This is a genomic window from Ruegeria sp. YTSC192 (assembly GCF_059609705.1).
The window spans coordinates 307,706-322,097 of sequence record NZ_JBXWMG010000003.1; the positions used below are offsets into that span (position 1 = coordinate 307,706).

Sequence of the window (14,392 nt, forward strand, 5' to 3'; positions counted from 1 at the left end):
AGGCCTCAGGCGATTTCATCCGCGATCTCGAACCCCATGGGCCTGAGATGCAGGGAAACCTGTGCAGGTGCGGAGTTTTTCAGGTGAATCGAAAGCACCGAGAAATCGCCGGGTGTCTGGGCCCCTTGCGGCGTGAATGCGTCGATCCAGGTGTCAAGTGCACGCAGGTGTCTGGGTCGTTCGGCCAGACCAAGGCGCAGAAGCTCGACAAAGCTGTCTGGTATTTCGGGGATCGCGGCCAACAGCAGGTCCACGGTCAGTTCAGGGCCGTCCGGACCTGCGGTAATGCCGATCAGAACCCCGCCATCGGGGGCCTCGAATGCGCCGCCGAGGGCGAGACCGAACAGCCGAGTCAATTGCGCCATCTTGGCCTCAAGCCCAAGGCCTGAAAGCATCGGGCGCAGCGCCTCGATCTGTAGCGAACCCATGACCCGGAAGGTTGCCCATTCCCGACCGCTGCGCTGCCGCACGGAAATGGTCGCGAACAGGGGTTGCAGCCGAGGGAAATATCCCCGCGCGGTTTCGATATATTGCTTCAGGGGTTGTGGCAGCTCGGCAAGTTGCTGGTTGTTCAGCTCATAGTAGGCGCGCGAGTTGTACAGCCCGTCCCGGTCCAGACTGCCGCCAAACCAGCCGCCAAAGCGCAGCCCGCCACCACCGGAGGTACCGCGAAAATCCTCGGATACGCGGTCGAACCAATAGAGGGCGTCACGCCCGAACATCGGCAGGATCCAGCGACGTACCTGGCGAGAGGCCTCGGCCCGTTTCATCGCCGCCGAGGCACCGGGGTCCAGCGGCTCCATCGTGAACCGCAGGCCGTAAGGTTCGGTTTCGTTGAACGACGCCTCCAACGCGGGGACACCGGGGCTAAGCGAATTGTGCCGGTACCGGTCGTCGCCCACCGACATGCTGAATGCGTCCTGAACGGCCCCGCCGATCAGGGACATCGGGTTGGCGGTGCCAAGCAGGTGCGCCGCATGGCTCAGGGTTTTGCCGACCTGATCGGAAACTAGAGGTCTCATGAGATCATCTCCTTCTCAGGGCTGGGCAATCAATTCATGCGGCCGTTGGCATAGTGCCCGTTTGCGTTGCCCGACTGATCGTCCTGGTGGGAAAACCCGAACGCGCCCAGAATGTTCTGTGCGGCAGGCGGGATGCGGACCGGTGCGGTCTGCGTCACGGCCGAAGGCGAGGCCCCGGATTTCATGTCGACGATATCCTCGGCCACGCCTTCGACGGCCAGCCATTGCTCGCAGGCTGTCAGCAGGTCGAAATCCGATGGATCGTTGATCGCGTTCGACGCAGAGCGGCGCGGCGGGTTCGAAATTTCCACCGGGTTCAACAGGATCGAGCCCACCTGGCTGAGCGCATCCGATTTCTTTTCCAGCCATGCAATGATCGTTGCACCGGCATTCGCCATGGTCCGGGCGCGGATCGTGTTGACGGGGCGTCCGAACTCCAGCGTCGAGATCTGGTCGATCACCTGCCACATATCGCGCGCACCATAAAGGTGCTTTATCTCGGGCGACGACAACAGATCGACATAGTTCGAGATGTCCTTCTGCAACTCGGAAGCCACGAACCACGTGCCGCCATAGCAATAGAGCGAAAGATTGGCTGCCAGATCGAGGCCGGATTTCCGGATTTGCTCCTGACTGGGCACAAACGACCCCTTGCTTGCAATCAGGGACTCCACCTGTTGTTTGCGGAACCAGTCCGAGACGGCTGAGACGAACCGCAGCCAGAGGTCGTCGAAATTGCGGAACAGGGCACCGGCGGCATCCGGGTCGCCTACGGCTGCGCCGAACACGCGGGCAAAGTGGTTGCGGCGTTCATAGGCGGAAATGCGTTCTGGCGTCTGTCGGATGTAGCGATAGAGGAACTCGCTGACCGAGCTGCGTTCAAGCGGAACAGCACCGATCTGGAACAGTTCGGCCAGTTTGTCGACGCAGTCGAAGACGCGGGCTTCGTCCATCATTGCCGCAAAATACAGCGCCTGCGCGGCTTCCAGATTGACCTGCTGCACCTCTTGCGCCGTGTGTTGTTCGAGATCGGGAATGATGATCTCGGCCGTGGCGGTGACCTTTTCACGCGTAGGAGACAGCCGATCCTCGATCGCGGCACGGATACGACCCTGCAGGCCGGGCATGCCGAATTCAACACCTGAAGCGATCAGGTTGCGCGTCACGGCCAGCCAGTCCTTTGCCCTCAGCTGGCCGGTGGTATTCACATCGGGGGCCTCGGCCATGACCTGAAGAACGGCGCGGAACAGATCCAGATGGCTGTTCACTTGCGCCACGGCCGAGGTCATGACCCGCCCGAACCGTGCGGTCGGTTTCTCAAGCTTGATACCGGTGACGACACCGTTGTCGTTCAGGATCAAAGTGCCGTCTTCAATACCGGGTGTGACGATCCCCTCGGATTCGACGGCCCCCCAGACGGCGGCAACCAGCAGGGCCTCGCGGGTGATGTCGTCAATCGACGCCTCGTCGATCATACCGTCCTTCAGGCGGGGAAACGCATCCGTCACCAGAACATTGGACAGCTCCTGGCGCAGCGTGACATAGGTGTTCTCAAGGGCGAAATCTGGCGGGTCCTCCAGAAGCTGCGTCAGAAGTTCAAGCGTCGCCTCCTCATCCTTGCTGAGGTTGGCGTTCTTTTCTTTGCGGGCCTGCAAATCCTTCCACATCTTGTCCAGACGGCGCGTATCGCGTCGTTCGGAGTCGCGGGCGTCAGTGAATACGATGGGCATTTTCTGGTCTCCTTCATGGTTTGCGCCGTCGTCTTGGCCATTGTTCTGGCCATCCGAATGGCCATTCCCGGTCGACGCGTCATTCGGGTCTGAGCTGGCATTTTCACTTGCGGGGTCGACAAAGGCATCGCGTTTGCCGAGCTGTGTGGTGATCATGTAGGCGACAACGACCCGGAACTTGTCCCGGTTCGACGCGCCATAGCCTGCCAGAACAGCGCTGATCTGGTCAGGCAGGCTGTCGTCGTCCTCGGCCAGGTCCAGCCGTTTCGTCAGGCTTGCCGACAGGCGTGTCATCTCGTCGGGGTCGGTTGTGCTGACCCTTGCGTTGTCAGGTATGTAGTTGTTCGGGCCCTGCCATTTGGTGATGGCGGCCAGCAGAGGCTCATCCACGGTAACCCGGAAAATGTCGGTCAGATGCGCGCGGTATCGGGCGACTGCCTTGTCAAATTTCGAACCTTCCATTTTCGGTCCTTTCAGTGCAGGGGCGTCTTGCCCAGGGTGGATGCATGCGCAGGCAGCCGGTCGACGGCTGCAAGCGCGGCTGGCAGGTTGAGAATGCCCGCACCGCTGCCGCGCGTCGGCGTGTCAAAGGGGCGTGCGGTTGCGGTCAGGATTTCGCGGGCTTTGGGCCCGTCGATTGGTTGTGCCCCGCGGCGCGCGCGCGCGACCAGAAGGGCTGCGGCACCGGCAACGAACGGCGCGGCAAAGCTGGTCCCGGTTGATAGCTGGTAGCCCTCGATATGCGGCGTACGAATGGCCTCACCGGGGGCCGACAGGGCCACATGGTCACCCGTGGTCGAAAACTGCGAGGGTTTGCCATCAGGTCCGACCGAGCCGACAGAGATCACGCCTTCTGCGGCGGAGGGGTGGTATCGTTCTTGCTTGCCCGAATTGCCCGAGGCGGCGACAACAATTGTGCCGCGCGCCAGGGCGTAGGCCGTTGTGTCAGCGTGCGGCATCGGATCACCGGGGCTGATCGCGCTTTCTGCAGTGCCGAAAGAGCAATTCAGAACCTTCGCCCCCAAATCAACCGCGCGTTTGATGCCGCAATCGATATCCGACAGCGCGCCGACGCCGACGATGTTGTCCGCGTTGCCAGGTCGGGGTGTCCGGGCCGAGGCCAGAACGCGCACCGGCATAAGCGAGGTCTGCGTCGCCAGCCCCTGCGGCATACCGTGACCGTTGCCGCCAATCAGTGCCAGGCAGGCCGTCCCATGAGGGTTGTTGGATTCATCAGGGTCGGTGTCCCGCGTGCCATAATCACCGACCAGTGACAGACCTTGCGCCAGTTCGGCCCCGGCAAAATTCACGGTGTCAAAACCAGAAGACAACCGCCCCGAGATTTCCGCATGACGCCGCGCGGCCCCGGTATCCAGAACCGCCGTGGTGATGGCCGGGTCACCGAATTCGGCCGAGGCCCTTCGGTTGGCGCCGATCATCTCCCATGGCCAGGACTCCGGTGCCTCGGCTGCCGTGCTATTCAAAGGCGCGTCAGAGCTGACAACGAAATAGTCCGCGCTGGCCGAGGTCACGACCGCCAATTGCCGCAACGCGTCTGCTGCCTGATCAATGCGGCTGTAGTCTGAAAAGCTGGCCACGTAAGTCCGGCTCATACCGCTGGCGTGTTCTGTCAGGTCAAACCCGCTGCCCTGATTGGCCGGGCTGTGCAGGCGGGCAAGACGCACATTGCCGCCGAAGACACCCAGAATGCGGTCCAGCGCGCCGTGTCCGGTTTTCTGAGCGGCCTGAGCCATCCCGGCCAGTATCGGCGCGCGGCTGGGCAGGTCGGGGTCTTCACCCAAGGCCAGGGTGAACAGCAGCCGTTTCGGCGCGCAATAGAGGCGCGCCTCGGGCGCCCAGGGCATCATCAGCCAACCGGTCATGACGCGCCCTCCGATATTGGCGTGTCTGACGTCGTGCCATCAGGCCATTGCAAGGTCAGGGCCGAGGCTGTCGCACTCATGGGGGCGGCCACTACTAGGCCTTGGGCCCCTTCGTCGATGATTTCGGCACGCGTACCGGCGAGGCTTGCCATCGGCAGGCCGCCTCGGGCGAGGTTGCGGCCCTGTACGGCCAGACGCATCCGCCCAACGTCGTCGCGTCCAAGGCGCGTGACGCGCTGAACGCGCCGTTGTCCGGCCAGATCCAGAGCCTGTTTCAGCCGTGCCGCTGGCAGTCGCGAGAGCTTGCGGATGCTTGCCGCGCCGCCTTTGGATTGCGCGGCGTCCAGATCGTTGAGGTTGCGCACGCCGATCCATTCCAGCCGCCGGATCTCTTCATCCGACAGATCGTCCATCGCGTCGGAAATGTCGGGCTCTTCGGCCTGCATCTCGACGGCGTGTTCTTCCAGCATCTGCCGCGTGACCGTCGTAAAGCTGAGCTTCAGGGTCGACACGTCCCGCTCACCCGGGGCGGCAGGGCGCACCATGATCGCCGCGTTTTGGATGCCGATATCCGCCTTCAGATCAAGACCCAGTTCCTTGACAGCAAAGGTCAGGCCGGTGGATTCGGTTTTCAAAGCCAGCGCCGCCTGCGCGCGATCCAACTGGGCCGAGATCGCGTTCAACAGGTCTTCGAGGGGCAGGGCGCCTTCGGAGTCAATCATCGCGACCTCCTGTTTCAGAGACGTCAACGGAAAAACTGAGCGCGCCGGTTGGCACGGCCAGATCCCGTGATTGGGTGGCGGTGGGGGGCAGCGTTCTGAACGTCACGCCGCCCTGAACCTGCACCAGCCCGAATTCCATGGGCAGATCAGCCTCGATCCGGCGCAGCCCGCGCAGTCGCAGGTCGTCCAACCGGGTCAGATCCTGCAGCAGGTGGGTCAGTGTCTGGGACAGGCCTTGGGTCATGTGCTGCCTCCTGCAGGTTGCTGCGGTTCGGGCTCAGGCGTTGCTGGTGGTTGCGGCTGAAGCTGTGCTGGCGTCTGGTCAATCGTGACAGAGGCTGGCGGTGATGTTGCAGCCGGTTGCGATTGCCGTGCGGTACGTTCCAGCAGAACGCGCTGGGCATCCGAGATGAAGGATTCCAGCGGTACGGTTTCCGACGCAAAAACAACGCGCACCTCGCCTTTCAACTCGGCCTGAATCGCTGCATCCGATTGGGCATTCACTGAGGTTGAGACCATCGCCTGTGCAACGGGCGCAGAAAAACCGGATCGACCAGACCAACTGGATGCCTGCGGATCCTGATCCTGTGCGAACCCGACCCGCGCCGCGTCGCGGGCCTTGGCGCGGATGCGAACGCTGGCATTGATCTCGCCGCGCTCAACCTTGACTTTATGCAGGCCCATCAACGCCATCGAGGCCAATGAGCGCATGCGGTCCTCGCCCAGTCGATTGCGGGCGGCGGGCACAAGGCGGGTCTCGATCAGTTCTTCGCTGAGGGGTTCTCCGGCCAGATCAAACTCGCCCAGCCAGGCGGGGCTTGCGCCCCAATCGTCGTCCGAAGTGCGCGGCATCACGCGGGGAACCTCGCCCGAGGCTGTGGGCAGGATCAGCTGCAAATCGGCAGGGTAGCGGTCGATCAACCAGTCTTTGACCTGATTGTCGGTGACGTTGTCCCGGCTGAAATCATCAACGGTTTTCGACAACGATGACACGAGATCTGCAAACGCCTCCATTTGTCGGATCGAGCTGTCGACAATCGCATCAAAGGTGCCGTGGATCAGCGAGGCCACGAAGTCGGCGAACCCGATCTCATCCATCATCGCGCCGGTCGCGGCGGGCATGTCGTTGATCGTGCGCAGCAGCGATTGCGGTTGGGTAGGTTCGGCTTGCGCCGGTTCTGCGTCGGGTTGCGTGCCAAATCGGCTATAGCCGGTTTGCGGGCCGATCATCGCGCCTGCCAGAACATCTCTGTCATACGGGTCTGCCGGGTGCGTCAGGCTTTGTGGCCGGGCCACCAGCGCCTGCCGGACGCGGCTGAGGTTTGTCTGCAGGGCGGTTCGATCCGCAGATGGCATGGCCTGAAAGGCTGCGGCATGGGGCAGGGCTGCATGAGCGGCCTCAAGGGCCGTTGCAGCATCTTCCGGCATGGCGCGAGGGGTCATCATCAGGCTGCTCCGGGTGTCCAGTTTGCCAAAACGGCGTCACGGTCCAGGGCGGCAAAATGTTCGGCACATGTTGGGCAGGCCGCCAGAAGGGCCGCTGCCACGTCGGTTGTGCCTGCGGATGCGACGGCGGCCAAACCGGCCTCGCGCCCGAGGGCAGCGATTGCAGACAGGGTTTTTGCCAGCAATGGGCCGGTGATCGGGGCCTCGTTGCGTGTCAGAAGGTCGATGGCGGGTATCAAAAGCGCTTCGACGGCAAAGCGGTTTTGCGCGGCTTTTGCCGCCGGGTGTTGGCCAAGTGCGGACAAAAGCGTCTTGTAGGGCGCGTCCCAAAGACCCTTGCCGTCTTGCATGGGACGCATACGCGCCAAGGGGTCAACGCCCAGAACCCGGTCCAGAATATCGGACGCGGCATCCCCCAACAGACCCGGCAACTCCGCATCACGCTCCAGCGCCAGCCGCAGCATGTCGCCCATGTCTCCGGTATCGAGTCTTAGCCCCAGCAGGCCGAACCTCAGCCCCGGGCCATCGGGTTCGGCCCCGGCAAAGGCATAGCCCGCCTGACCCGAGATGCCGATGGCCGTGCGCTCAACGATCTTCAGAAGGGCGGGTACAGGAATGTTGCTGGCCCGGCTCTGCGCTACGGTGGGGTCAGTGACCACCGTATCCTGCTGGGTGTCTGTCAGTGCAGAGCCGGGCCTATCCTCGGGGAGGGGGTGCCCTCCGTGCGCCGTCTGTGTCATGGCGCGTGAGACAGGGGCGGGCAAATGCCGCCTGATGCCGTTGGCGGCCAACGTCGTGGCAGGTGCCTCGGCGGTGCCGGCGCGCTGATAGGTGGGCGGCAGGGTGCGCGTGGCGCCTCTGGCGGGGGCGGACATCTGCTGCGCATGGCTGGGGTCATGCCGTGCCCTGCCGGGCGGCAGATGACAGCGCAGGGGTTGCGAGGTGACGAAAGGCATCTGCTTACCTCCGGTGCGGGGCGTAGGACGTATCGGTGTCGTCCAGCTTGGCCCGCCCTCCGCGTACCGAGGATTCGTAGGTGCCGTCGCCATAGAGGCGGTAGTCAACGATCACGGTGTCTTCGGTGAACGTCCAGTTGAAGTTGTAGATCATCGTCACCTTGACCACGGCGACATTCACGCCTGCCTGCCGGGTCGACCCGGCGGTCTCCAGCAGCGGTTCAATGTGCATGTCGATCCGCAGGGCACCGCCCATCGCGTCGTTCAGGACATGTGGCGCGGGTTCGATCACGATGCCGCCAACACCTGTTCCATCATGCAGGAACCGCATGTTGAAATGCGCGTACATTGTCCGCACTCCGCCATCATAGACGGGCGAGGCGACCTCGAGGTTGGTTTGCCGCAACTGGTCCCGAGGGACCGAGATATCCGGCGTCGGATGGCCGCCTGCAGGCAGCCAGCCTGCCATATTCGACAGGTTCCATGTGATGTCACCGGATGAGCTTTGGAAGGCGGCGATCCCGGCGGCGGCCAGTATCTCGACGCCTGCGACTGCGGCAGCAGCGCCCGCACCACCGGTCATTGCGTGGCCGTATTGGGGGCGGTGCGGTTGAGATGGGTAATAGCCTTGCGAGGCCGCCACGGGTGTGGTGCCTCCGGACAGGGCCCAGTCGCGTTTGGCTGGCGTCAGCCAAACACCGCGATTGCGGAACTGGTTGCCCGCAACGCGCGAGGAATGCACGCCAACAACCGGCATCGCGCCGGTGTCCGAGCCATCACCCTGAATGAAGACCGGCGATCCCGAATTGCCCGAAAGCGTCTGCAGATTGTACAGGATGCATTCGCCACCGTGGGCGATTTCGCGGATGAAGTCGGCATCCATGCGCTGGCGATAGTCGGCCTGCGCTGTCGGCAGCAGGTCCTGCCAGTCAAAGTCGTTGTCGCGTTGTGCGCTGCTTGAGGCCCCGTAACCGCAGACGGCAATTTGCAAGTCCTGGGATGGGCTGAAATTGGCAATCTGAAAATACTGGCCGTTCGGGGCCGCGTTTGCGACGCGCACAATGGCAAGATCATGCCCCATGCTGGCGTCACTGTCAGAACCGTCATAGAGCGGGTGCAGCGTCACGTCCGAGGCGGGCGTGATCGTTTCAACACTGATCGCATCGCGTGCATTCAGGGTTCCGTCGCTTGAATTCATCGCCGCATACACCTTGCCGGTATGGGCCATGTTGTATCTGCGGCTTTCCGCGTAATTATGCGCGTTGGTCAGGATCAGGTTTGGCGCAATGTAGAACCCGGTTCCGGTGAAGGACGCGGTGTGATTGCCCGACTTGGCCTGCGCCTCCATCTCAAGCAACGCGATAGCTGAAAACGGGAAGGCACGCGTGTCGTTGACACCGGCTGTGAAGGACTCGTAGCGCGACCACGCCTCGCGCAGTTTGTTGATGATATCCAACGGGTTCAGGCTGTCGAACTCAGGCAGAACATAGTCGAACGGGCGCGCATAGGCGGCCTGCTGCGCGGGCGCATTCTGAGGCGGCATGACCGGCGCGGCTTGAGCTGGGGCAGGTGCCGCCTTGCCCGGCATCACGGGTTGTGGCGCAGGTGCGGGCTGGCCCGGCATGACCGGCATTGGCGCAGGCGTGGCCTGACCGGGATGGACCGGCATTGGGGCGGGCGCGGCATCGCCAGGCATCACCGGCATGGGCTGTGGTGCCGCTTGCCCCGGCATAACTGCGGCCGGAGGCGGGGCCGCAGGTGGGGGTGCGCCAAAGCCGTCATCATAGTCCATTGCTGGCTGCGCCGGTTGCGAGGTGACAGGCGCGGGGGCCTGTGCCTGATTGTGGGATTGGTGCATGAATCCGCTGGGTTGTTGGTTCATTGGATCAGGTCCCTTTCGTGGATGGCCCGCGCTTGGAAGATTGGCAGGACGGGAAAGTGGGGTTGCAGAAGATGGCGTAGGCGTTTCCGGATCGGGTTGATCCCCCGCCCAGTGCAGAGGTGCCTCTTCCGTTCGCGAGGATGCCCGGTTGGCGAAACCGAACCGGCGATAAAGCCCGGCCCCTGTAAAATTCGATGCGCTGACGTAAACGCCCTCGGCGTCAGGTCGAAACATGGCGAGGCGATTACCTTCATGGCGCGCATCGAAAAGCGCCGCAGCGGCATAGATCCGATCGGCGGATTTGAATTTGATCAGCTTGCCGGGCGGTATCTCGACAATGGCGTCGCCCCCATGCACCGGAAACCGGCCCGAGAAGGTGATGAAATTCACCTCAACACGGTCGCGGGTCGCTGTGGGAAGGAAAAGCCTGGGATCGGTCGCCAGGGCCAGCTCCAACCAGAACTGTCGGCCAATCGACGGCGCGTTCACGGCCACGCGGTAGCTGAGCGTGGGCCGCTGGTCCGTTATGGTCATACGAGTTGGGCGAAGCTGGATCATCGGCGGGTCTCTTCCTCTGCCAAAAAGACCTGTAGGATCGCGGGCAGGTCGCTCAGCTTCCGAAAGGGGGCTGGCTCGGCTATGCGTCCGGGCAGCTTTGGGTCGGCCTCCCAGATGGCGCCTTCAACGGCGTCGCCACTGGACTGCGGTCGCTGCCAGATCGAAACCAGAAATCGACGGTTTCGCCTCGGTGCTCTGTCGCTATCAGACGATTCGGCTGTCATGGGGTTCAGCGTGACCGGGCGCTCTCACCCTGGTCTCACACGGCTCTAACATGTCTCACACAGGAATAAGGCGGTGGGGGTACAAAAAAGGCCCCTGCAGAACAGGGGCCATGGAATGTTGTGATACGGCGAGTGCTTAGGTAAGTTAGGCCTTGCCCAGCAACGTGTCCCGAGCCGTTTCGATATGATCTATTGCGGTCTCGACCGCCTTGATCGAAGGACGCATGACAACGGTGGATTTTCGGGTTTTCCGCGCAATCTTCAAGGCATCCAGCGCACTGGCGGTTTCCAGACCCGCCCCCGGATCGACCAGTTTCTGCATGACGTCATACTGACGCTTTGCTGCGCTGAACTGGTGTCGTTGCCCGTGAAGTTCGATCAGTTCGAGGTGCCCGGTTTCAAGCGTCGGCTCTAGCTGCAGCAGCCGCTCGGCCAGCTCCGAGACACGCGCCCAGCGTTCCTGTTTGCGCATGTAGCGCAGCAGGGATTCGATGATTGTCAGATGTGCGCTTCTGAGAGATTCACGGGTGACGAGGCTCCAGTGATCCTGGGCGAAGGGCAGAAACTCGGTATTGCAGCCGTCGATGCAGGCCAGTGCGGCGTCTGCCTCATCGGATGTGGTCAGGTTGTTGCGCAGGACGGATCGGGCCATATCGCCCAAGGCGATCACGTCGCAGTCGAACGGCTCGGGCGCGGCATAGGTCAGGGCATCCCGACCGTTGGTGATTGTGTGGCCTTGCGCGCCTGCGGATTGCAGCAGCTTGCGCAGGCGCCACAGCATCGTGTTCAGTCGATCCCTTGCTTTTTCCGGGCTTGCTTCGCCCCAAAGTGTCTCTTCGATCCGATCGCGGCCTACGGGTCGGCCATGATTCAACACCAGCATCGCTGCCAAGGTGCAAAGTCCGCCTGACGGTATTTTCACCGTTCCGGACGCCCCAACCAGGCTGTTACCATTGAGGAAGATCCAACGCATTCAAACCTCCGGTAAAACAAATTTTAGTAGAATAAGCTTCCGAGTGTACAGCGTGAGATGGTTGTGGGGCAAGGATTGGTATGGGCTGGAAAAGCCATTTGCAGACGTCAAAACGGGTCTCGGCGACAATCCGCTTGCCCTTACGTAAACTTATCGGCTTGCGTCGGGTTGGTTTTCGGGGCGCGCCTGATCAAAAGCGGCAAGGGACAGCGCGTGTTCTTCGATCTCAAGCAGTCGCGGAAAGCGCGTCATGTCCAGCCCCCAGCGATGCGCATTATAGAGTTGGGGGACAAGGCAGATATCGGCGAGGGTGGGGGAGTTTGCGAAACTAAATCGGGTATTGCGCGGCAACAGCGCCTGATAGGCGGCAAACCCTTCGGTCATCCAATGGTGGAACCAATCGACCTGACCAACAGCGCTCATGCCCATCTGAGATTTGAGGTAGGTCATGACCCTCAGGTTGTTCACCGGGTGGATGTCCATCGCGATGGTTTGCGCGGCGGCCTGGACTTGCGCGCGCAACAGGGGGTCGGTTGGCAGCACCCGAGGTTCTGGTGCGATGGCCTCCAGATAGTCGATGATGGCAAGCGACTGGGTCAGGGCTGTTCCGTCCGCAAGAACCAGGGTCGGAACACCGTTGCCGGGATTGAGCGCAGTGTAAGCGCGCTCACCTTGCTCTCCGGCGACCAGATTGACCGGGCAGTAGTCGTAGCTGAGGCCCTTGAGGTTCAAGGCAATGCGAACCCGGTACGAGGTGGTCGAGCGCCAGTAGGAATAGAGTTTCATGAGATCGTCCCGTCTTTGGATCAACATTGTTGCGCTTGCAACAAAATTCAACTCGAAAAAAAAGGCGTTATGGGTCTGGTGGTTGCCTAAGGCTGGCCCGCGTCTCTGCATACGCTCGATGTTGACAAGATCGGGGTGTTTCTATGACAAGCAGAGGGGATATGTGTGAACTTGAAGTTACGTCCTTATGTGGCCGTGGAGCAGACCAAAATTCTGGCTGCGACACGCCAACGATAACACCGGTCAACCCGGGTGAGGGGTCTTGAGAAATGAACATAGCCTGTTGGTCCGGTCCCAGAAACCTGTCCACTGCGATGATGTATGCCTTTGGCGCACGCGCGGATTGCGCCGTCTGGGATGAGCCGTTCTACGCGGCTTATCTGGCCGAGACCGGGCTGGATCACCCGATGGGCGCTCAGATCGTCGCCGTGGGCGAGACCGACCCGCTTCGGGTCGGGCAAGGTTGTGCAGCAAAGCCACCCGAAGGCAAGGCGCATATATACCAGAAACACATGACGCAGCATATGGTCTGGGGCTTGGATCAGCCGTGGATGGATGGGTTGAAACATGTCTTTCTGATCCGCCACCCGGCGCGTGTGCTGGCCAGTTATGCCGCAAAACGCGAAGACCCGACGCTTGAGGATATTGGCTTTGTGCAACAGGCCGAGATCTACGATCTGATCCGCGCGCGAACGGGTGCGGGTGTGATCGTCGACAGCTATGACATCCGTCAGGCACCCGAAGCGATGCTGCGGAAACTATGTGCCGCAATTGATCTGCCCTTTGATCCTGCGATGTTGTCGTGGCCTGCGGGCGGGCATCCCTCGGACGGTGTGTGGGCCAGCCACTGGTATGCAGCCGTCCACGCCTCGACCGGTTTTGCGGGCGCTGAGGGGGCGCTGCCGACGTTGCCGCCCACGCTCCAATCTGTCTGCGACGCGGCGATGCCGTATTATGAGCGGCTCAAGGCGGATGCACTTGTTCTGGAAGGTGATGCATGACAACCGAACTCTCAACCCATGACGCGGAACACGATACCCGCAACGAGGACCTGAAAATCTGGGTCGATGGCGCGCTGGTTCACAAGGATGAGGCCAAGGTCTCGGTCTATGATTCCGGTTTCATGCTGGGGGACGGCATGTGGGAAGGGCTGCGGCTCCATGATGGATGCTGGGCCTTCTTTGACGAACATATGGATCGGCTGTTTGACAGCTGCAAGGCGGTGTCGCTGGACATCGGCAAAACGCGCGAGGAAATCCGCGAGATTCTGGATGCCACCGCCGCCGCCAATGGCGCGACAACCGACGCCCACGCGCGGCTTATGATCACGCGCGGTCGCAAGGCCAAGCCGTTTCAGCATCCCAAGCTGTCGCGCTGGGGGCCGACGATCGTGGCCATCGTTGAACACTCAAAACCCGCCGAGGCGCTGACCGCGCGGGGGATCCGTCTGGCAACCGTTCCGCAGGTGCGGGGGTTGCCGACCAGCCAGGATGCAAAGTTCAACAGCCACTCCAAACTGAACTGTGTCATCGCCTGTTTGCAGGCCGAACAGGCAGGCGCGGATGAGGGGCTGATGCTGGATCCGCATGGGTTTGTGAACACCACCAACGCCTGCAATTTCTTCATCGTGCGCAAGGGCGAGGTTTGGACCTCGACCGGGGACTATTGCATGAATGGGGTGACGCGGCAGAAGGTGATCGACCTGTGCCGCGCCAATGACATCCCGGTTTTCGAAAAGAACTACTCTCTCTACGAAGCCTACGGCGCGGATGAGGCGTTTTTGACCGGCACTTTCGGCGCGCAGACCCCCGTGGCCGAGATCGACGGCAAACAGATCGGAGAGGGTAAGGCCGGCCCGATGACACTGCGCATCCGCGCGCTCTACAAGGAACTGGTTGCCCGGAACGTGGCTGCGCAAACGTGACGCTTGGCCAGTCAGCGCGGTTGTCATCGCGCTGCTTGGGGGGCTGCCTCATAGATCAAAAAGAACCATGAAGTGCGGGTGAAAAAGCGATTTTCATCTGGTTTCGACGTTTGGTAACGCTTATGGTAGCGCTAACTTGAAACGGCGTGAGGGCGAAACGGCGTGAGGGCGTGCGATCGCCATTCAGGCGTTGGCCCTAAGGTATCTGTCAGGCTGGATTTGTTCGGCGGCCCTATGAGCGCAGTAGCTTGGGTTGGTCTTCAAAGCTGCCTTTGGACAGGGGGAC

Annotated in this window: 12 protein-coding genes; 2 read left to right on the plus strand and 10 right to left on the minus strand. The window is 61.8% G+C overall.

The window, feature by feature from the left end; genetic code table 11:
• Positions 1–5: 5 nt before the first annotated feature.
• The 10 genes from AC2FD8_RS07035 to maiA form a co-directional block, all read right to left on the minus strand.
• Positions 6–1,022: a hypothetical protein gene (locus AC2FD8_RS07035; RefSeq protein ID WP_496854828.1), complete on the minus strand. Its 1,017-nt coding sequence runs from the start codon at positions 1,020–1,022 to the stop codon at positions 6–8.
• Between the two features lie 29 nt (positions 1,023–1,051).
• On the minus strand, positions 1,052–3,214 hold the full coding sequence (locus tag AC2FD8_RS07040) for a DUF2853 family protein (RefSeq protein WP_496854830.1): 2,163 nt from the start codon (positions 3,212–3,214) through the stop codon (positions 1,052–1,054).
• 11 nt (positions 3,215–3,225) lie between these two features.
• Positions 3,226–4,635 carry a S8 family peptidase gene (locus AC2FD8_RS07045; RefSeq protein ID WP_496854832.1) on the minus strand — a complete coding sequence of 470 codons (1,410 nt, stop codon included), beginning with the start codon at positions 4,633–4,635 and terminating at the stop codon, positions 3,226–3,228.
• Positions 4,632–5,357, minus strand: coding sequence for a hypothetical protein (locus AC2FD8_RS07050; protein ID WP_496854834.1), 726 nt, complete (start codon positions 5,355–5,357; stop codon positions 4,632–4,634). Before AC2FD8_RS07050 ends, AC2FD8_RS07045 begins: the two co-directional genes overlap by 4 nt.
• On the minus strand, positions 5,350–5,601 hold the full coding sequence (locus tag AC2FD8_RS07055) for a hypothetical protein (protein WP_496854836.1): 252 nt from the start codon (positions 5,599–5,601) through the stop codon (positions 5,350–5,352). Before AC2FD8_RS07055 ends, AC2FD8_RS07050 begins: the two co-directional genes overlap by 8 nt.
• Positions 5,598–6,803 (minus strand): hypothetical protein, encoded by a 1,206-nt coding sequence (locus tag AC2FD8_RS07060; protein WP_496854838.1) that lies wholly within the window; start codon positions 6,801–6,803, stop codon positions 5,598–5,600. Before AC2FD8_RS07060 ends, AC2FD8_RS07055 begins: the two co-directional genes overlap by 4 nt.
• A complete protein-coding gene (locus AC2FD8_RS07065; protein ID WP_496854840.1) occupies positions 6,803–7,759 on the minus strand; it encodes a hypothetical protein in 957 nt (318 codons plus the stop codon). Before AC2FD8_RS07065 ends, AC2FD8_RS07060 begins: the two co-directional genes overlap by 1 nt.
• 4 nt (positions 7,760–7,763) lie before the next feature.
• Positions 7,764–10,199: a trypsin-like serine peptidase gene (locus AC2FD8_RS07070; RefSeq protein WP_496854841.1), complete on the minus strand. Its 2,436-nt coding sequence runs from the start codon at positions 10,197–10,199 to the stop codon at positions 7,764–7,766.
• A gap of 369 nt (positions 10,200–10,568) precedes the next feature.
• Positions 10,569–11,396 carry an AfsR/SARP family transcriptional regulator gene (locus AC2FD8_RS07075; protein WP_496854843.1) on the minus strand — a complete coding sequence of 276 codons (828 nt, stop codon included), beginning with the start codon at positions 11,394–11,396 and terminating at the stop codon, positions 10,569–10,571.
• Between the two features lie 150 nt (positions 11,397–11,546).
• A complete protein-coding gene (gene maiA, locus AC2FD8_RS07080) occupies positions 11,547–12,182 on the minus strand; it encodes a maleylacetoacetate isomerase (RefSeq protein ID WP_496854845.1) in 636 nt (211 codons plus the stop codon).
• A gap of 269 nt (positions 12,183–12,451) precedes the next feature.
• On the opposite strand from maiA, the gene AC2FD8_RS07085 reads away from it, so the two are divergent.
• Together AC2FD8_RS07085 and AC2FD8_RS07090 are read left to right on the plus strand one after the other, a co-directional pair.
• Positions 12,452–13,183 (plus strand): sulfotransferase-like domain-containing protein, encoded by a 732-nt coding sequence (locus tag AC2FD8_RS07085; protein ID WP_496854847.1) that lies wholly within the window; start codon positions 12,452–12,454, stop codon positions 13,181–13,183.
• A complete protein-coding gene (locus tag AC2FD8_RS07090; protein WP_496854849.1) occupies positions 13,180–14,106 on the plus strand; it encodes an aminotransferase class IV in 927 nt (308 codons plus the stop codon). The genes AC2FD8_RS07085 and AC2FD8_RS07090 overlap by 4 nt, the downstream gene beginning before the upstream one ends.
• Positions 14,107–14,392 lie beyond the last annotated feature (286 nt).

Bases quoted from the DNA above. Each gene is read 5' to 3' on its own strand.
- AC2FD8_RS07035 (WP_496854828.1), bottom strand. From the start codon at position 1,022: ATGAGACCTCTAGTTTCCGATCAGGTCGGCAAAACCCTGAGCCATGCG.
- AC2FD8_RS07050 (WP_496854834.1), bottom strand. From the start codon at position 5,357: ATGATTGACTCCGAAGGCGCCCTGCCCCTCGAAGACCTGTTGAACGCG.
- AC2FD8_RS07085 (WP_496854847.1), top strand. From the start codon at position 12,452: ATGAACATAGCCTGTTGGTCCGGTCCCAGAAACCTGTCCACTGCGATG.
- AC2FD8_RS07045 (WP_496854832.1), bottom strand. From the start codon at position 4,635: ATGACCGGTTGGCTGATGATGCCCTGGGCGCCCGAGGCGCGCCTCTAT.
- AC2FD8_RS07075 (WP_496854843.1), bottom strand. From the start codon at position 11,396: ATGCGTTGGATCTTCCTCAATGGTAACAGCCTGGTTGGGGCGTCCGGA.
- AC2FD8_RS07055 (WP_496854836.1), bottom strand. From the start codon at position 5,601: ATGACCCAAGGCCTGTCCCAGACACTGACCCACCTGCTGCAGGATCTG.
- maiA (WP_496854845.1), bottom strand. From the start codon at position 12,182: ATGAAACTCTATTCCTACTGGCGCTCGACCACCTCGTACCGGGTTCGC.
- AC2FD8_RS07060 (WP_496854838.1), bottom strand. From the start codon at position 6,803: ATGATGACCCCTCGCGCCATGCCGGAAGATGCTGCAACGGCCCTTGAG.
- AC2FD8_RS07090 (WP_496854849.1), top strand. From the start codon at position 13,180: ATGACAACCGAACTCTCAACCCATGACGCGGAACACGATACCCGCAAC.
- AC2FD8_RS07070 (WP_496854841.1), bottom strand. From the start codon at position 10,199: ATGATCCAGCTTCGCCCAACTCGTATGACCATAACGGACCAGCGGCCC.
- AC2FD8_RS07040 (WP_496854830.1), bottom strand. From the start codon at position 3,214: ATGGAAGGTTCGAAATTTGACAAGGCAGTCGCCCGATACCGCGCGCAT.
- AC2FD8_RS07065 (WP_496854840.1), bottom strand. From the start codon at position 7,759: ATGCCTTTCGTCACCTCGCAACCCCTGCGCTGTCATCTGCCGCCCGGC.